The sequence below is a fragment of the Burkholderia sp. D-99 genome (genome assembly GCF_011605345.1).
GTDB lineage: Bacteria > Pseudomonadota > Gammaproteobacteria > Burkholderiales > Burkholderiaceae > Burkholderia.
On the sequence record NZ_JAAOXM010000001.1, the window covers coordinates 125,234 to 142,797 of the forward strand.

General features: G+C 66.3%; 18 protein-coding genes. 8 read left to right on the top strand and 10 right to left on the bottom strand.

Translation table 11 applies throughout. The features are described from left to right. Positions 1–40: 40 nt before the first annotated feature. Complete coding sequence (locus HAV18_RS00565) at positions 41–958, bottom strand: LysR family transcriptional regulator (protein ID WP_166951276.1); 918 nt, start codon at positions 956–958, stop codon at positions 41–43. A 323-nt stretch (positions 959–1,281) separates the two neighbouring features. Between HAV18_RS00565 and HAV18_RS00570 the strand changes: the two genes are divergently transcribed. The 3 genes from HAV18_RS00570 (at position 1,282) to HAV18_RS00580 (ending at position 4,791) form a co-directional block, all read left to right on the top strand. Next, positions 1,282–2,598 (top strand): MFS transporter, encoded by a 1,317-nt coding sequence (locus HAV18_RS00570; RefSeq protein WP_166951278.1) that lies wholly within the window; start codon positions 1,282–1,284, stop codon positions 2,596–2,598. A gap of 157 nt (positions 2,599–2,755) precedes the next feature. Beyond that, a complete protein-coding gene (locus HAV18_RS00575) occupies positions 2,756–4,006 on the top strand; it encodes an MFS transporter (protein ID WP_166951279.1) in 1,251 nt (416 codons plus the stop codon). Between the two features lie 173 nt (positions 4,007–4,179). Further along, entirely contained in the window at positions 4,180–4,791 is a 612-nt protein-coding gene (locus tag HAV18_RS00580) for a cysteine hydrolase family protein (protein WP_166951280.1), read from the top strand. 19 nt (positions 4,792–4,810) lie between these two features. On the opposite strand, the gene HAV18_RS00585 is transcribed toward HAV18_RS00580, so the two are convergent. The 3 genes from HAV18_RS00585 to HAV18_RS00595 all read right to left on the bottom strand — a co-directional run bounded on the left by HAV18_RS00585 (position 4,811) and on the right by HAV18_RS00595 (position 8,379). Continuing rightward, on the bottom strand, positions 4,811–6,436 hold the full coding sequence (locus HAV18_RS00585) for an amidohydrolase (RefSeq protein WP_166951282.1): 1,626 nt from the start codon (positions 6,434–6,436) through the stop codon (positions 4,811–4,813). A 417-nt stretch (positions 6,437–6,853) separates the two neighbouring features. Then, positions 6,854–7,669 carry a helix-turn-helix transcriptional regulator gene (locus HAV18_RS00590; RefSeq protein ID WP_166951284.1) on the bottom strand — a complete coding sequence of 272 codons (816 nt, stop codon included), beginning with the start codon at positions 7,667–7,669 and terminating at the stop codon, positions 6,854–6,856. A 233-nt stretch (positions 7,670–7,902) separates the two neighbouring features. Further along, positions 7,903–8,379 (bottom strand): nuclear transport factor 2 family protein, encoded by a 477-nt coding sequence (locus HAV18_RS00595; protein WP_166951286.1) that lies wholly within the window; start codon positions 8,377–8,379, stop codon positions 7,903–7,905. 329 nt (positions 8,380–8,708) lie between these two features. On the opposite strand from HAV18_RS00595, the gene HAV18_RS00600 reads away from it, so the two are divergent. After that, complete coding sequence (locus tag HAV18_RS00600) at positions 8,709–9,095, top strand: helix-turn-helix domain-containing protein (protein WP_166951289.1); 387 nt, start codon at positions 8,709–8,711, stop codon at positions 9,093–9,095. Between the two features lie 506 nt (positions 9,096–9,601). Here HAV18_RS00600 and HAV18_RS00605 read toward each other — a convergent pair. After that, positions 9,602–9,976, bottom strand: coding sequence for a YXWGXW repeat-containing protein (locus HAV18_RS00605; RefSeq protein ID WP_166951292.1), 375 nt, complete (start codon positions 9,974–9,976; stop codon positions 9,602–9,604). Positions 9,977–10,592: 616 nt separating this feature from the next. Between HAV18_RS00605 and HAV18_RS00610 the strand changes: the two genes are divergently transcribed. Then, positions 10,593–11,717, top strand: coding sequence for a porin (locus HAV18_RS00610; RefSeq protein ID WP_166951295.1), 1,125 nt, complete (start codon positions 10,593–10,595; stop codon positions 11,715–11,717). A gap of 176 nt (positions 11,718–11,893) precedes the next feature. Here the strand turns inward: HAV18_RS00610 and HAV18_RS00615 are convergent, their stop codons facing one another. After that, on the bottom strand, positions 11,894–12,292 hold the full coding sequence (locus tag HAV18_RS00615; protein ID WP_006486027.1) for a GreA/GreB family elongation factor: 399 nt from the start codon (positions 12,290–12,292) through the stop codon (positions 11,894–11,896). A gap of 511 nt (positions 12,293–12,803) precedes the next feature. Between HAV18_RS00615 and HAV18_RS00620 the strand changes: the two genes are divergently transcribed. After that, on the top strand, positions 12,804–13,133 hold the full coding sequence (locus tag HAV18_RS00620; RefSeq protein ID WP_166951298.1) for a DUF4148 domain-containing protein: 330 nt from the start codon (positions 12,804–12,806) through the stop codon (positions 13,131–13,133). Between the two features lie 153 nt (positions 13,134–13,286). Here HAV18_RS00620 and HAV18_RS00625 read toward each other — a convergent pair whose 3' ends face one another. Next, complete coding sequence (locus tag HAV18_RS00625; protein WP_021162297.1) at positions 13,287–13,748, bottom strand: CBS domain-containing protein; 462 nt, start codon at positions 13,746–13,748, stop codon at positions 13,287–13,289. A 177-nt stretch (positions 13,749–13,925) separates the two neighbouring features. Between HAV18_RS00625 and ribA the strand changes: the two genes are divergently transcribed. Then, the gene (gene ribA, locus HAV18_RS00630) at positions 13,926–14,576 is read left to right on the top strand and encodes a GTP cyclohydrolase II (RefSeq protein ID WP_166951301.1); all 651 of its coding nucleotides are present in this window, start codon (positions 13,926–13,928) and stop codon (positions 14,574–14,576) included. Positions 14,577–14,726: 150 nt separating this feature from the next. Next, complete coding sequence (locus HAV18_RS00635) at positions 14,727–15,293, top strand: GNAT family N-acetyltransferase (protein ID WP_166951304.1); 567 nt, start codon at positions 14,727–14,729, stop codon at positions 15,291–15,293. A 21-nt stretch (positions 15,294–15,314) separates the two neighbouring features. On the opposite strand, the gene HAV18_RS00640 is transcribed toward HAV18_RS00635, so the two are convergent. The 3 genes from HAV18_RS00640 to HAV18_RS00650 all read right to left on the bottom strand — a co-directional run bounded on the left by HAV18_RS00640 (position 15,315) and on the right by HAV18_RS00650 (position 17,384). Next, a complete protein-coding gene (locus tag HAV18_RS00640; RefSeq protein WP_166951307.1) occupies positions 15,315–15,701 on the bottom strand; it encodes a VOC family protein in 387 nt (128 codons plus the stop codon). A 258-nt stretch (positions 15,702–15,959) separates the two neighbouring features. After that, positions 15,960–16,724 carry a hypothetical protein gene (locus tag HAV18_RS00645; RefSeq protein WP_166951310.1) on the bottom strand — a complete coding sequence of 255 codons (765 nt, stop codon included), beginning with the start codon at positions 16,722–16,724 and terminating at the stop codon, positions 15,960–15,962. 51 nt (positions 16,725–16,775) lie between these two features. Further along, entirely contained in the window at positions 16,776–17,384 is a 609-nt protein-coding gene (locus tag HAV18_RS00650) for an acyl-homoserine-lactone synthase (protein ID WP_166951313.1), read from the bottom strand. Positions 17,385–17,564: the final 180 nt, after the last annotated feature.

The window sequence follows — 17,564 nt, forward strand, 5'->3', positions numbered from 1 at the left end:
AAGCGGAAAGGAAAGGGCGCGCCGCCAGGCGAGCCGCGCGTTACCGCGTGTTCGGCGCCTTGACCGTGAGCCGGCACACGGTCGCGAGCGCGAGCAGGTTCGGGTCGCGCTCGCGCCGGTGCAGGAAACTCAGGCCGATCGTCTGGCGGATCGTGGGCCCGGCGAGCGGCACGAGCGCGATCTTGTGCGCGAACAGGTCGCGCACGCGGCCGGGCAGCAGCGAGCAGCCGATGCCGCCTGACACGAGGTTGATCAGCGAGAAGATGTCGCCCACCCGCATCACCACGTTCGGCGTGACGCCGGCCGCGCGAAACGCTTCCGTGAAGCCGTGATGCGTCGCGAAGCCTTCGCCGAGCGATACGAACGGTGCGTCGCCGCACGTGTGAAGATCGATGGCGTCGTGCCGCGCGTACGGCGAGTCGATCGGCGCGGCGAAGAACATCTCGTCCTCGAACAGCGCGATCGATTCGATCTCGGCGTCCGGTTCGGGCAGCGCCATCAGCGTCGCGTCGATCGCGCCCTGGCGGAGCTTGTCGAGCAGGTCGGCGTTCGAGCCGAGCACGAGCTCGGCCTGCAGCTCGGGGCGGCGCTCCTTCAACGCGATCACGACTTCGGGCACGGTGCGGATCGTCAGCGAGTAGAGCGAACCGATCTTCAACTGGCCGGCGCCGTAGCCGGCCGCCTCGCGCGTCGAGCGGATCCCGTCCGTCATCGTCTTGAGCACTTCGCCCGCGACCTCGGCGAGCACCTGCGCGGCGTCGGTCGGAATCAGGTTCCGCCCCTCGTGGCGAAACAGCGCGCAGTGCATTCCTTCCTCGAGCGTGTGCAGTGCGCGGTGCACGCTGACCGTGCTGACGCCCAGCGCCTCGGCGGCCTTCGCGAGGCTGCCGGCTTCCATGAAGGCGAGCAGCACCTCGAGCTTGCGGAACGTGATCTCTTCGTTGATGCGGTTGCGCATGGTGCGGACGACGGGAAGGGCGGCCGACGATTCTGCCGCAGAACCCGTGCTCCAACAATGCGCGAATTTCCGGGGTCCTCGTGTGGCAGAGCCCGGCGGGGAAACATTTAATCTCCGGCTAATCATCTGCCGCGGGCATTAATTGATACGGGTTTTCGGCGTCCCTATGATCGTTTCACGCCGGTCGTGCGTGCGGGGCGAGAGGTTCCGATGGTGCGGGCCCGCGCCTCACCGGCCGGCGATACGAACAGCCGGTTCGCCCATGTTTGCCACGGAACGCGGCACGCATGCGGCGCGGCGCCATGAGACAGCAGGAGACAAGCATGCGCGACACACGTCGGAACTCGCGGCATCGGCAAGTGATTGCCGCTGTCGTCGGCAACACCCTCGAGTGGTACGACTTCATCGTTTACGGTTTCTTCTCCGGCATCATCGCGCGGCTGTTCTTTCCCGCCGAGAGCCAGTACGCGTCGCTGCTGATGTCGCTCGCGACCTTCGGCGTCGGCTTCTTCATGCGCCCGGTGGGCGGCATCCTGCTCGGGCTCTATGCGGACCGCAAGGGCCGCAAGGCCGCGATGCAGCTCATCATCTTCCTGATGACGCTGTCGATCGCGCTGATCACGTTCGCGCCGTCGTACGCGACGATCGGCGCGGCGGCACCCGTTCTGATCGTCGTCGCGCGGTTGCTGCAGGGTTTCGCCACCGGCGGCGAATACGCGAGCGCGACCGCGTTCCTCGTGGAAAGCGCGCCCGAGAACCGGCGCGGGCTGTACGGATCGTGGCAACTGATCGGCCAGTGTCTCGCGGTGTTCTCGGGTGCCGCGATGGGGGCGTGGGCCACGCAGTCGCTGTCGGACGCGGCGCTGCATAGCTGGGGCTGGCGTGTGCCGTTCGCGCTCGGGCTGTTGATCGGGCCGGTCGGCCTGTGGATCCGCCGGCACATGGAGGAGACCGACGCGTTTCTCGACGCGAGCAAGTCGGCCGTCGAGCCGCCGGCGAGCGTGTCGCGCGTGCTGCGCGACAACCTGCGCGGCGTGCTGGTGTCGATGGGGCAGACGATCACCGGCACGGCCGTGTTCTACGTGATGCTCGTGAACATGCCGACGTTCGTGCACAAGACCTTCGGGCTGCCGCTCGACCAGGTATTCAAGGTGCAGATGGCGGCGGTCGCGCTGCTGACGGTGACGATTCCGGTCGCGGCGCTCGTGTCGGACCGCATCGGCCGGCGGCCCGTGCTGATCGCCGGCACGCTTGCGCTGCTGACGGTGACGTACCCGCTGTTCTCGTGGCTGGCCGCTGCGCCGGGCATCGGGCGCCTGCTCGTGATGCAGTTCGTGATCTGCGCGATCATCGGCATCTGCTACGGGCCTGCTCCGACCACGCTCGCCGAACAGTTCGCGACGCGCTCGCGTTCGACCGGTATCGCGCTCGCGTACAACGTCGCGGTGATGATCTTCGGCGGCTTCGCGCCGTTCATCGTCACGTGGCTGACGCACGCGAGCGGGTCGCCCGTCGCGCCCGCCTGGTACGTGCTGTTCGCGGCGTCGTTCGGGCTGCTCGCGAGCGTGTTCATGCATGACGGCGCGCCGTGCGTGCTCGCGCGGCGGCAGTTTCAGGGCGAGCCGTTGAGCGTCAAGTAGCGGCGGCCGCCCGCCGCCCGCCGCCAGCGGCCCATCGGCGCGGGCGGCATGCAGGGTATCGGTTCTGCCGATGGTCAGCATCGCGGGCGGCGGCCTACCGCGGCCGCCGCCCGGTCGTTACGCTTGGGCGATCATCCACTCTGTCCGGAAGGTCGCCATGTCCCGGCTCGATTACAAGTTGCTCGGCCCCTGCCTGCTCGCGATCGCGATCGACGCGATGGGATTCGGGCTCGTTTATCCGATGATGTCCGCAATCTTCAGCGATCCGCACGCGGGCATCCTGCCGGCCGACGCCGGCGCGCACGCGCGCAATTTCTACCTCGGTCTCGGCTACGGGATCTACCCGTTGTGCATGTTCTTCGGCTCGTCGCTGATGGGCGACCTGTCCGATCGCTACGGCCGCCGCAGGATCCTGCTGCTGTGCGTGACCGGCCTCGCAGCCGGCTACGCGATGATGGCGGCCGGCGCATGGCATGCAAGTGTCGTGCTGCTGCTCGCCGGCCGCGGGCTCACCGGGCTGATGGCCGGCTGCCAGGGCATCGCGCAGGCGGCCATCACCGACCTGAGCACGCCGGAGAACAAGGCGTATAACATGAGCATCATGTCGCTCGCGTTCAGCGCGGGCGTGATCGTCGGCCCCGTGCTCGGCGGCGTCACGTCCGACCGCACGATTTCGCCGCTGTTCGACTACGGCACGCCGTTCGTGCTGGTGGCCGTGCTGTCGCTGATCGGCGCGTTCTGGACCTGGGCTTCGTATCGCGACTCGGCCGCGCCGCGCGGCGGCACGCGCATCGATCCGCTGCTGCCGCTGCGAATCATCGGGGAGGCCGCGCGCCAGCGCAACGTCGCGTTCCTGTCGGTGGTGTTCTTCCTGATGCAGGTCGGCTACGGGCTCTACCTGCAGACCATCATGCTGCTGCTGCAGGCGAAATTCGGCTATACGAGCGCGCGGCTCGGGCTGTTCAGCGGCGTGATCGGCCTCTGCTTCGTGTTCGGCCTGCTGTTCGTCGTGCGGCTGATGCTGCGCGTGTGGCGTGTGGTCGACATCGCGAAGACGGGCCTGCTCGTCGCGGGCGTCGGCCAGGTCCTGTCCGCGCTGCTTCCGCACGAGCCGGTGTTGTGGGCGCTCGCGATGGTCGTCGGCTGCTTCGACATGGTCGCGTATACGACGATGTATACGGCGTTCTCCGATGCGGTCAGCGAGGACCGGCAAGGCTGGGTACTCGGCGTCGCGGGCTCGGTGATGGCCGTCGCGTGGGTCGTCACGGGGGCGCTCACGAACCTGCTGCCCGTGTTCGGCGAGATCGGCCTGCTACTGATTGGCGGCGCGGGTTTCCTGCTCAGCTTCGCGATGATGGCCGCGTACGGTCGCACGCAGCCGGGGGCGCGAACGGCCGCGCTGTCATAGGCGGTATGAACGTTGGCCCGATCCTGTCGGACGTTGTCCCGCACGCCGCTGTCGCGCAAGGCCGCGCGGCCCGACACTGGCGCCTCGCGGCCGGGGAACGTCCGGGCCGCGTCCGGCGGCGCCGGCTGGCCCGGCGCGCCGATCCTTCGATAGGCCAACCGAGAGAGCGACCCATGCAACATCCGACCATCCGTACCCTGGCGGGCGCGACCGCGCCGACGTCGATCACCGCCGCCCGCACCGCGCTGCTGGTGATCGATTTCCAGAATGAATACTTCAGCGGCCGCCTGCCGATTCCGGAGGGGCCGCGTGCGCTGGGCAATGCGCAGCGCGTGATCGCGTTCGCCGATCGCGCGGGCATTCCGGTGTTTCACGTCCAGCACGTCGATGCGGCCGACGGCCCGATCTTCGCGGACGGCAGCGACGGCTTCCGCTTTCACGCGGACCTGCAGCCGGCGCCGCATCACGCAGTCGTGAAGAAAACGTCGGTGAGCGTGTTCCCGACGACGGACATCGATGCGCGCCTGAAGGCGGCCGGTATCGATACGCTGATCGTCACGGGCTTGATGACGCACGCATGCGTCGCCGGCGCGGCACGCGATGCGGTGCCGCTCGGCTACGGGGTGATCGTCGTCGACGACGCCTGCGCGACGCGCGACCTCGACATCGCGGATGGCGGCACGGTATCGCACCGCGACCTCCATCGCGCAACGCTGGCCGCGCTGTCGGACACGTTCGGCGACGTGCTGACGACCGAGCAGGTGCTGGCGCTCGGCGTCGCCTGACGGCCGCCGGGTTCGTGCTTCAGGCGGCCCAGCCCGGCGCGGCGTACACGACTTCGCCGCGGAAGCACGTCTCGATCGCGCGGGTTTGCGCGAACGTCTCGACCGGGTGCGCGAACGGATTGCGGTCGAGGATCGCGAAGCTCGCATCCTTGCCCGCTTCGAGCGAACCCGTGCAGTCGTCGAAGCGCAGCGCGTACGCGGTATTCACCGTATAGGCCTCGAGCATCGTGAGCAGGTCGAGGCGTTCGTGCGGATTCCACGGCGGGCTGTCGGGCTGGTCGATCAGCAGGTGCGTGACGCCCGTCTGGATGATCTGCATCGGATCCATCGTGCTGACCGACCAGTCGGAGCCGGCCGCGAGCATCGCGCCCGCGTTGCGCAGGCTGCGGAACGGATAGTTGCGCGCGGTGCGTTCGGCGCCGAGCAGGTCGCGATAGAGCTGCTGCTGCTCCTCGCGCGCGGCCGTCCACAGCGTCTGCACGCTGGCGATCGCGCCGAGCCGGTTGAAGCGGCTCATGTCGGCCGGATCGACGAGTTGCAGGTGCGCGAGCTGTGCGCGGCGGTCGCGCATGCCGTTGCGGATCTGGACATATTCGAGCGCATCGAGCGTCATGCGCACCGCGCGGTCGGCGAGCGTGTGGAAGTGCAGGTCGAAGCCGGCGGTATCGGCGAGCAGGCAGATCTCGTTCAGTGCATCCTGGCTCCACAGCGCGAGGCCGCAGTCGTCGGTGCCGGCGTACGGCTCTAGCAGCGCGGCGGTTTTCGATTCGGGCACGCCGTCGACGAAGATCTTTACCGTATGCAGGCGCAGGTTGTCGCATTCGTACTCGCGACGCCATGCGGCGAAGCGCTCGATCTGCTCGCGCGGATCGCGGCGCGGGTTCGCATAGAGGCCGGCGCTCATGTACACCTTCAGCGTGCCCGCGCGCTGCGCATCGGCATAAGCCTTGAGTTCGGCCTCCTCGACGCGCGCGTCGAACCACCCGGTGATGCCGTAACCGTGCGCCATCGCGTGCGCCTTAGCGAGCGACTTCGGGTAGCCGGCGGGGCTCAGTTGCGGAATGATCGGGCAGACGCGATAGAACGCCGCTTCGTGCACGACACCGTTCGGCGCGCCGGATGCATCCCTTTCGTAAACACCGCCGGCCGGGTCGGGCGTGTCGGCGTGGATCCCGGCCGCTTCGAGGCCCTTCGTGTTGAGGCAGCCGCTGTGCACGTCGAAGCCGACCACGAGCAGCGGCCGGTCGGGCACGATCCGGTCGAGCAGTTCGCGGGTCGGATACGCGCCGAATGCGGCCAGGTTGGCGCCGCCGAGATAGACCCACGGTTCGTTCGGCGTCGCATCGGCGCATGCGCCGATGCGCTGCAGGATCGCGTCGGGATCGTTGATGCCGGACAGGTCGAAGTCACCGAGGATCTGGTGGCCTTCGAGCGGGTGCACGTGGCCATCGATCAGGCCCGGCAGCATCAGCCTGCCGGCCAGGTCGACGGTGCGCGTCGCGGGGCCGGCCAGCGGGCGGATATCGTCGTCGCGTCCGATGGCGACGATCTTGCCGTCCTGGACGGCGAGTGCCTGCGCGAAGCGGCGCTGCGCGTCGCCCGTGTAAAGCAGACCGTTCAGATAGACGGTGTCGGCGTGTTGCATGTGTCTCCTCCGGATGGGGGCTGTTCGACGGGCGCACGTGTCCGGCGGGCGGGCCGTGAGGCTCGTCCGGTCGCGTGAACCCGGTCGGGTTGGAATGGGCTGGGGGAGCGGCTATGTGCCGGTACTGCGCGGCAGGCGCGGCGATGCGTCGTGGTGAAGGCCGGCCGCCGCCGGAGCGTCATGCCGATTCCGCCGCCGGGACTGAATCGGCAGGTCGATGGGCGACGCGCGGGCGGCCGTGCGGGCCGGCGTCCATCCGGTATTCGGCATTCGGTGTCTCCGTGGCATCCGACGCGTTCCCGTCGTCGGGTGAGTCAGATACTAGGAGCGGGGCGACCGGCTGTCTGTCATCGTTTTGAGGACAACGCGCGACAAAGGCGGCGGGGGGATGGGTGTTGCAGCGATGCGAGGTGTCGTCTAGCGGCCGCGGTCCTCAGGAGGTCCCTCCTCGGTCACGCACCACGCGAACAGCCCGGCCCGGTTTGCAACACCGAGCTTCGCGAGCGCGCGCCCGAGATAGGTGCGTACGCTGCTCGGCTTGAGCGCGAGCGTGTCGGCGATCTGCGGGACGGGCTGGCCTTGCAGCACCGCGCGGCACACGAGCCGTTCGCGCTGCGACAGCGCCGCGCCGCAGGCCGACAGGCGCTGCTCGAACCGCTGCAGCAGCGCGCCGTCGTCAGAGCGTGGGGTCAGGCGTGCGAGCCGCGCGTGCTGGATCAGGAGCGGCAGCACGAAATCGCCGAGCTGCCGCAGCAGCGCCAGTTCGGCCAGCGTATAGGACGGCTGGCCGCGCCGGCGGAACAGCGAGAACGCATAGACATAGTCGCGCTCGCTGCCGAGCAGCGTGCAGTCTTCGCCGAGTTCGCCGAGCGCGAACTGGCGGCCGTATTCGGTCGCCGTGTCGACGTCCTCGTTGCACGAGAACACGAGCTGCGAATCGGTGGCGCGCTCGATATGCGGGAGCAGCGTGTCGGTGCGCCACTCGCCCTGTGTATACAGATCGAGCGCGTGGCGCGTGCCGTCGGGATCGTCGCCGCCCGCGAAGAACAGCACGTCGACGCTGTCGACCGACTGCGACGGCGCATCGCGACGGTAGCGCGTCGCGACGCTGTAATGGGACTGCGGATCGACGGTTTCGCGCAGCCACGCCCAAAGCCGGGCGGGAAACTGCGGACTGCCGAGGCTGGCGACCAGGTCGCCGGCATTGCTGAGGGAAATATGGGCGGGGCTCATCGTTGACACCGTCTGCGCGAACGGCCGCCCGTGCCGGCCGTGTTTCGCGTACGACGGCGAGCCGGCGGCGCGGCGGCCGGCGGTGCGGTCATGCGGGACGGCGGCCGGCGCGGCGGCGAAGCTCGATTGTAGGGGACTTCGCCGGCGCGAGGCATGCTCGCTTGCCCGGCGGCCGGGCGATCGCCCGTCGACGGGCGACGCGCATCGTTGCGTACCGCGTAGTGCCCCGCGCGTCAGAACATCGTGTTCGTGTTCGCGGACGTTTCGGGTACCGGCTGGATCACGTCCCAGTGTTCGACGATCTTGCCGTCCTTGACGCGGAAGATGTCGACGACGGCTTCGCCGCGGTCGCCCGGGCGCTCGGTCGCATGCACGTGCAGGTAGACGAGGTCGCCGTCGGTTGCGCTGCGCACGATGCGCGCGCGCGACGCCGGGTTCTTCTGGAACGCGCCGACGAAGTACGACACGAACGGCTTCTTGCCGTCCGGTACGTGCGGGTTGTGCTGTTTGTAGTCGTCCGCGACGACGACGGCGGCCTCGACCGCTTCGTGCTTGTTGAAGAAGCGGTCGTAGAACGTCAGCACGAGCTGGCGGTTGGTTTCCTCGGCGGCCAGGTCGCGCGTGGCCGGGCCGGCGGCCAGCGTGGCCGTCGACGCGGCCAGCAGGACGAGCGCGGCAACGGCGCGAACGGGGGGGCGGAGCGATGACATGTAGCGGGTTCCTTGTCTGACGAAGCGTGGGTTGGCGCGCGTTGCGCGACGGCGGGTCGAGCCGGCCATGACGATCGGCGGGCGACGGGGTAGAGCCGCGGATGCACGTGCGTGGTCGACGCGACGGATTCGCCGCGCAGTTCGTATCGCCACGATACGGACTGGGCGAGGCCGCGCGTCGTCGTCATGCTTCGTTGAACTGGCGAATCCGCGCGGCTGCCGGGCCGATCGAATGGTACAGTTGCCGCGAACCCGTCACAAGAAGTCAGCGCGGTGTGAACAGGTCACACCGCGCTGACCACGCGCTGCCCTTGAAAGAGAATCCCGTCATGCCGTTCCCGCCTGCCGATGAAACCGTCGAACTCGATCAGCCATGCCCGATCCGCGATGTGCTCGACCGCATCGGCGACCAGTGGAGCCTGCTCGTGCTCGAAGTGCTGTCCGGCGGGACGATGCGATTCAACGAACTTGGCCGTGCGATCGGCGACGTGTCGAACCAGATGCTGTCGCGCACGCTCAAGCGGCTCGAGCAGGACGGCTTCGTCAGTCGCACGCTGTTCGCCGAAGTGCCGCCGCGTGTCGAATATGCGCTGACCGACCTCGGGCGTTCGTTCCTGACGCCGATGCAGGCGATGATCCGGTGGGCTGACGAACATCATCGCGCGATCTGCGCGGCGCGACGCCGGGCACGGGGGCTGGAGGGCGGCGGGCGCTGAGCGGGAGGTGCGTGCCGTTTTGTCGATGGACGGTGTACTGAGTCGAGTGCGATGCGACGAGGCATGTCGCGACTGCATATGCATTGCTGCGCGTGATTTCGTTATCCGAATGATCTCTGGTGGGGGTGGGCGGGGTCGCCGATGCTTCGATGTGTTGTGTTCCGATCGTCCCGAATGCGGCAATGCGCTGGCGGTGCTCCGCTTACGGGGCACCCGCCGGGGCGAACGAAACGGCGGTTTTCCTCTGCATGGCGCACAAGCCGCGCGGCAGGGTCCGGTCGGGCCGGGATGGCGCACCGCAGATCGACGGGCATGTCGGCGGCCGAGGTTGCCTGACCTGATGGACGCCTCGACACCGGTTTGGACGCCGGCACCGGGGCGAGGTCGGGCAGGGCGCGCGGGGCCGCCTGCCAGGTATCACGATGTCGGGGCCGAATAGCGCGGGTTCGCCCCGCTGCCTGATCCCGGGCCTGCCATCGGTCGGGTGCCAGGCGCCGGGTGCCTGCCTATCGCCATGTACCGTCGACGTAGATCCACACGTGTCCCTGGCGACGCCAGTAGCCGGGCACCCACCGACGTCCGGGGCGCCGTGAGACCCAGCGGCCGGACACCCATATATAGCGGCCACGCTGCCAGCGCCAGTAGCCGTCCGTCCAAATATAGCCGTGCGGCCGTGGCGGCGGCGGGCGGCGGTCGTGTCGGGCCGCCGGCGGCGCGAATCCCGGGCGGTCCGCATAGGGCGGCCCGCCGGGCACGCGATTCGGGCCGGACGGCCGGTACACGGGCGGTGCGGGCTGGGCCGAGGCGGCGCGGAGCCAGCTGCCGGTGCCGACGAAGGCGGCGGTCAATCCGATGGCGCGTAACAAGGAGCGTCGATTCATGGCGTGTCCTGTTTTGTTCAGTATTCGAGGCTGCCTTACATTAGCCTGCCAGTCCGCCGACCGGGTTACGCGCGCGGTTAAGGCTGTTACCGTGTGTCACGGCAGGCAGGCGAGCCGCCGGCGGGCGCAGGCCGACCTTTCTGTTTTGCTGCGGCTGACGGGTGGAGGTTGTCCGTTGTACGAACGTCGCGCCCTGTTTACTGGCTGACGGATGCGTTTTAGGTGCTCGGAGCCTGAAATTCGAGACTGAATTGGGTAAAATTTGCCGATTCCGGGGTGGTGTGCCGAATCCGTTTGTTGTTTCTATGCAACCGTCAAGACGATGACATGAAAGAATGGTGCGATGGAAGCCTCCAAAAAGCCCCCGTCAAGAAGTCAAAAACAAACGTTAAAACAAATACTTATAACTCGGCCCCACTTTCATTATTTCTAGTTCTGGAAAAGCTTATTTCTTTATTTGCGGATCGCTCCCCTAGGGTACACCCCTAAACTCACGGTTCCCAAACGGGCAACTATCCGGGCGCGGCCAGCAGGATCGATGGCGCTCCCGGGCGGTTGCAGACCGTTTATGAACAAGGTCGCGAGACCTGCCTCTTTTTAGAAGGGAGCTCCACGAATGAACAAGACTCTGATCGTTGCAGCAGCTGCAGCATCGTTTGCTACCGTCGCTCACGCGCAAAGCAGCGTCACGCTGTACGGCGTGCTGGACGCAGGCATCACCTACACGAGCAACGTCCAACCGGCACTGGGCCAAGCTGGCAAGTCGCGCTTTGCGATGGGTTCGGGCATTGACCAGAGCCGTTTCGGCCTGCGTGGCTCGGAAGACCTGGGTGGCGGCCTGAAGGCAATCTTCACGTTGGAAAGCGGCTTCAACATCGGTAACGGCAAGTTCGCGAACGGCAACGGCGGCATGTTCAACCGTCAAGCTTTCGTCGGCCTGTCGAGCCAGTACGGCACGGTCACGCTGGGTAAGCAATACGACGCAACGCAAGACTACCTGGCGCCGCTGACGGCAACGGGCTCGTGGGGCGGCACGTACTTCGCGCACCCGCTGAACCTTGACCGTCTGAGCACGAACGGTGATGTCGCACAGAACAACACGATCAAGTTCACGAGCGCAAACTACGCTGGCCTGCAATTCGGCGGCACGTACTCGTTCTCGAACAACACGAACTTCGGCAACAACCGTGCGTACAGCGCGGGTGCTGCATACCAGTTCCAAGGTCTGAAGCTGGCTGCTGCATACTCGCAAGCGAACCTGGGTGACGGCACGAACGCAAACGGCGCAACGTCGTCGGCAATCGGTGGCATCGCTAGCCAAGGCCGCGTCCGCACGTACGGTGCTGCTGCTGGTTATGCATTCGGTCCGGCACAAGTCGGCGCCGCATGGACGCAAGCGCGTCTCGACAACAATGCAGTCGGTAGCCTGGGTTCGGTGCGCACCGACAACTACGAAGTCAACGCAAAGTACAACCTGACGCCGGCTCTCGGCCTGGGTGCTGCTTACACGTACACGAACGCGAAGATCAACAACGGCAGCACGCACTGGAACCAGTTCGGCCTGCAAGCTGACTACGCACTGTCGAAGCGCACGGACGTCTACGCACAAGCTGTGTACCAGCGTGCAGCGAAGAACGGTGTTGGCGCATCGATCTACAACGGCGACAGCTTCAGCAACAACCTGCCGAGCTCGTCGATCAACCAAACCGCAGCAACGGTTGGTCTGCGTCACCGCTTCTAAGCGTGACGGCGGGGTAACCCGCTTCGCAGCATCGAAAAAGGCGCCTTCGGGCGCCTTTTTTTTCGTCTGTGGAATGTGATGTCGACGATTCGCGTCGTCCGGATGCAAAAAAAGCGAGGCCTGTGCCTCGCTTTTTCGTTGTGCGCCGCTACGGGGCGATACCCGCGGCAGATAGCTCAGCGCGTGTATTCGCCGTTGGCTTCCGGCTGGAACACGATCGCGGCGACCTTCATCAGCTTTTCGGCGCCGCTCGGCTGCATCACCTTGACCATCTGGCCGCGCTGGGTACCCAGCAGCGCCATGCCGACGGGCGAGAAGACGTTCAGGCGGCCGAGTTCGAGATTGGCGGCATCCGGATAAACAATCGTCCAGGTGGCTTGTTCCTGGGTCGCTTCGTCGAGCAGCGTGATCTGCGAGTTCATCGTGACGACGTTCGCCTTGATGGCATCGGGCTGGACGATGTCGGCGCGCTCGAGCAGCGTATCGAGCATCGTCTGGAAGCGCGGGTTGTGTTCGGCGTGCTTCTCGAGGCGGGCAACGTCGAGTTCGGTCAACTGGTAAAGGCGTTGTTTCATGGCAGTTCTCCAAATGATCGGCAGGGGCAGGCGTGGCGTGCCTATGAGGATCGCCCGGAGCCTGTCTGACTGGCTCCGGGAGGAGACCGAGCCGTCAGATCAGGCGCCGGGCAGGGGCGAGCGGCGTCTGGGCCGTGCGTCGAGCGAGGGGATTCGCCGGATGGCCGGCGCGCGCGCGCACGCCGGCCGGGCCGGGCGGCGAAACCGAAAGGGGCGTGAGCGCGTACATGGTGGATGGAATATCGACTAGCGAATAAAACCTTACGATTCTACAACACAACCTTTGGGATATGTGATTTGGCCGTCGGCATTTCGTCAGCGATTGTTGTGCCGGTGAAGCAAGTTGCGGCGATATCGTCCGGGAAAGGCGGGTTATTCTTGTCAAAATCGCAACGCTGTATGTTCAAACTAAGGGTTTACCCTCGGAGTGGCGAGAACTACACTGCATTCAATCGCTTCAGACAGTCCTGCCGAGGCGACGTCATAAGAGAACATATTCCGGAGGTAAATCATGAAGTCGATCATCTACGCAGCCATCGCCGCATCCGTCCTTGCCGCCCCGATCGCATCGTTTGCGCAGTCGGAGCAGGGGCTGACCCGCGACCAGGTCAAGGCCGAGCTCGTGCAACTCGAACAGAACGGCTACAAGCCGCTGGCGACCGATTCGCAGTATCCGGACAACATCCAGGCCGCCGAACAACGCATTCAACCGAACCAGCCGACGCTCGCGCAGGCTGATACGAGCGGCTACGGTGCCGTGGCGACGGGTGCCGGGCAAGCCGGCCGTCGCATGACGCGTGAAGCACCGAACCCCGTGAACTCGGTCTACTTCGGCAACTGAACGCCCCCGGGTCTGCCGAGCGCACCGCTTAATCGACGAGACGCGCGCCAGTTGCCCGCGTCATTCGCCCGCAGGAGCAGAACCTCCGTCGCCGCATTCCGGCGGCTTTCCGCCCAGACGCTCGCGCGTTTGGGCCTTTTTTGCTGGGGCGGGTCAGGCGGACGTGACCGCGGGTGTGCCGTGGATATAGTGTTCAAGCTGGCTGATCGTGAACTGCTGATCGGCAATCACGCTCTTGACGAGGTCGCCGATCGAGATGAGGCCGACCAGCTTGCCGCCGTCGAGGACGGGCAGGTGGCGCATCCGGTGCTCGGTCATCAGCGCCATGCACTCGTCGGTCGATTGCGACGGTTCGACGTAACGCACCTTCGCCGTCATGATTTCCTCGACGCGGGTGGCTTTCGATGAGCGATCCTGCAGGACGACCTTGCGCGCGTAGTCGCGCTCGGTGACGATGCCCGCGATATCGTCGCCGTCCACGACCAGCAGCGCGCCGATGCCCTTTTCCGCCATCAGCTTGATGGCGTCGTAGACGAGATCGGTTTTCGTGACGGTGTAGATGGTGCGGCCCGAATCCGGCTTGGCCTTGAGAATCTGCGCGACAGTCGTGCTCATTCGCTTTCTCCGTGTGCAGGTCGATGCTGGGCAGGCAGGGCGTGATGCGTGTCACCCGACGAGCCCAGTATAGCCGCGCAGGTGGCGGCAGTCGCGTGACGATTCCAGATTAGCGGTAAACTCCCGTCACGTACTATCCACACAACTCCTACATTCCTGAACGTTTCGATTGAATTCATGATGTCTTCGCGTCCCCAATCGCCCACGAAGGGCAATGGCCAGGCCGACGAGTGCGTGACGCTCGTCGCCACGGCGTCGCTGCCCACGCGCTACGGTACGTTCACGTCGTACGCTTTCCGCGTATCGGGCAGCGATGCCGAACATCTCGCGCTCGTGATGGGCGACGTCGCCGGCGAGCAGTCCGTGCTGACGCGGCTGCATTCCGAATGCCTGACCGGCGACGTGTTCGGCTCGTACCGCTGCGACTGCGGCGAGCAGCTCGATCTCGCGTTGCGCTACATCGCGGCCGAAGACCGCGGCGTGCTGCTGTATCTGCGCGGCCATGAAGGGCGCGGGATCGGCCTGAGCAACAAGATTCGCGCATACGCGCTGCAGGAGCAGGGGCGCGACACGGTCGAAGCGAACCTCGACCTCGGCCTGCCCGACGACGCCCGCGAATACGACTCGGCCGCCGCGATCCTCCGGATCCTCGGTGTGACGTCGGTGCGGCTGATGAGCAACAACCCCGCGAAGTTCGACACGCTCGCGAAGCACGGCATCCCCGTCTGCGAACGCGTGGCGCTTGCGGTGCCCGTGCGCGAGGAAAACGAGCGTTATATCCGCACGAAGCAGACGAAGTTCGGGCATTACTTCGAAGAGAACGAGTAATCGCCGCGGGCGCGCCGGCGCCCGTTTCTCGTCATCTGTTCCCGTGATCGTCGCCGGCAGAAGCGACGATCACGATTTCCTCTTCGTCCATTCCGCTTTCGGGTATGTGAAGGCGCTCGCGTTACACCGCCTGAACGATCCGTCTCCCCCATGTCCACACCGTCGAAGATCGAAACCGGGCGTCTGACGCTGCGTCGCTGGCAGCCGGCGGATGCGGGCGCGCTGTCGGCGCTGCATGCGGACCCGGAAGTGACTGCGTGGCTCGCGCGCGGTCCGATGTCCGTTGACGAGGCGAGCGACGTCATCGCGCGCTTCGACGTGCATTTCAATGCGCACGGCTTCGGCCCATGGGCAGTCGAGCGCCGCGCCGACGCGATGTTGATCGGCGTGTGCGGGCTATCGCACGAAGTGCGTGCAACGCATCCGATGGCACAGTGCGTCGAGATCATGTGGCGGCAGGCTCGCCACGCCTGGGGGCATGGCTACGTCGCCGAAGCGGCCGCCGCCGCATTGGCCGACGGGTTCGACCGGATCGGGCTCGACGAGATTCTCGCGTGGACGGCCGACACCAACCTGCGATCGCAGCATGTGATGCAGCGGCTCGGCATGCAGCGTCAGCCCGCGCGCGATTTCGACCACCCTGCGTTGCCGGAAGGACACGCGCTGCGTCGGCACGTCGTCTATGCCGCCCGCGCCGCCGGCCTGGCCGGCGCGTAACGGCTCACACGGATTCGCCCGTCAGCGCCACGTGCCGTTCTGCAGCACGATCCGGTAGCCGTCGGCATCCTCGAAGGTCTGGCCGGATATTTCCCAGTACGGATTGAACGACGTGACAGGCATGAAACCATGCGCTGTGGCGCTCGCGCAGGCAGCTTCCCATTCCGGCCGATCGGGCAGGTAGAACACGATCAGGTCTTCCGGCGTCGGCGACGGCGCGATCGGGTGGTCGGGGCAGTGCGTGAATTCGAAGTGATAGTCGAGGCCGTCGCGTCCGAGCATCACGCCGGAAAAGCCGTCGTGATCTTCAAAGCGTGCAAGGACGGACAGGCCGAGGCCGTCGCGATACATGCGTTCGGTTCGGGCGAGGTTGCTGACCGGGCGGGCAATGCGCAGATGGGCGTGCAAGATGGCCTCGGGGGAGCGTGGCAGACCCGCCGATGATAGTCGATTCGGATTGTGGCGTGCCTGACTGTATGCGCAGGCAACCGATGAAGGCGGGCGGTGGTATGGCCCCGCAATTCGAACAGGCAAGAAAAAGCCCGCTGCATCGCAGCGGGCTGAATCCATGTTTGGAGACATGGAGGAGACAGACGTAAATTTAAGGGAAAACCCGAGGCATGGCAAGCCCTAGTTGTATCGATACAACTTCTTGCTGCATTGCATTCACATGCCGCCGGCCCGAGCGTGCGCCGCAAACGCGCTGAACCGCTCCTGCGCGACAGGCAACGCGAACTTGTCGCGCATCTCCGTCTCGATCCATGCACAGGCCTCGCGCGCGCAGTCGGTCAGCGCGTGGCGCGTTGCATGCCCGTCGATGTCGTAGACGAAGCGCACGCCGACTTCGTCGTCGGCGACCTGGCGCTCGAGCTGGTTGAGCTGCAGTTGCGGCCCGTGCTGTTGCGACAGCGCGCGCAATTCGTCGAAGTGATATTCGAGCCAGTCGGCAAAGAACAGCGCGTCGCTGTGGCACGGCAGCCGGAAGGCCGCGCTGCGCGACGGGCGCGCCCCGGCTTCGCCCGCCGATGCATGCGGTTCGCTGTCGGCGGCGATGGACGTGTCGACAGGGGCGAGCGGGTGCTGAATCCGGCGGTAGGGTTCGCGGTCGCGCAGCGCATGCCACAGCAATTCGTCACCGGCGGCGCCGGACGGCTGCATTGTCAGGTCATGCCGGCCTTCGCCGGCCGGCGCGATGTCGCGGATCACGAGGCGCAGCGAGCAGAGCGGCTCGTCCGCGACCAGCAGCGTCGCTGCACGCGGCAGCCCGCAGACGAGCGGCGCGGCGCCAGCGGCACGGAACACGAGGCCGCGCCGGTCGAGCCGCACGAGCGGCAGCGGCCGGGGAAACGACGGGTAGGCGACCGCGATGCGGGCGCCGTTGGGGCTCGTCAACCCGGGCATCATCGCGCGAAAGACCTGAGACTGGTCCACGTTGATTCTCCTTCGTTACGATGCCGCCTGAACAGGAACGCGTGTTCCGGATCAGGCGGCGATGGCTTGCCGGGCAGCCTGCCCCGGCTCGATTCCTAGTGCAGCAAACGTTTGCGAGTCGATATCGATCCAGCACGCGACCACCAGGCGTCCGTCCACCTGCTTCGGCGGGCCTGCGCGGTGCGCGTGTATGCCGATCCGGCGGAACAGCCGCTCCATGCTCGCGAACGTCACGCCGATCAACTGCCGCGCGCCAAGCTGCGCCGCGCACTCGACGACGGCCGCGAGCATCGGGCGCACGGCCCATTCGGCATTGCCCGGCCCGCCTTCGTCGTCGGTCGCCGCGAACCGGGAGAGCTCCCAGACGGCGGCCGATTGCGGCAGCGGCATGTCTTCGGCGATCAGGTCGGCGAACAGCGACTTCAGCAGATACGGGCGCGTGGTCGGCAGCAGGCGCGCACATCCGCACATGTCGCCGCCGGCGTTTCGCGCGAACACGTACACGGTATCGTCGCGATCGAACTGGTCGCGCTCGAAGCTTTCGTTCGCCGACGGGAGCGCCCAACCGAGCTGTTCGACGAACACACGGCGCCGATAGCGCCCGAGATCCGCTGCTAGTTCGTGCGGCAACCGCCCTTCCTCGTGAACGAAGGTCTGCATGGTGTCCTCGGATCTGTGCTTTTGTATGTGCGCATTACATCGCGCAGCACGAGGAGGCTGTAACTGGTAACTCTTACAGGGTGGCGGTGGAACGACGCCGATCAGGAGGTGGTAACGGTTTCTTGATCAACGGGATTGAAAACCGTGCCGCTTTTGCTTATAAAGAGCGCCAGCATCGCG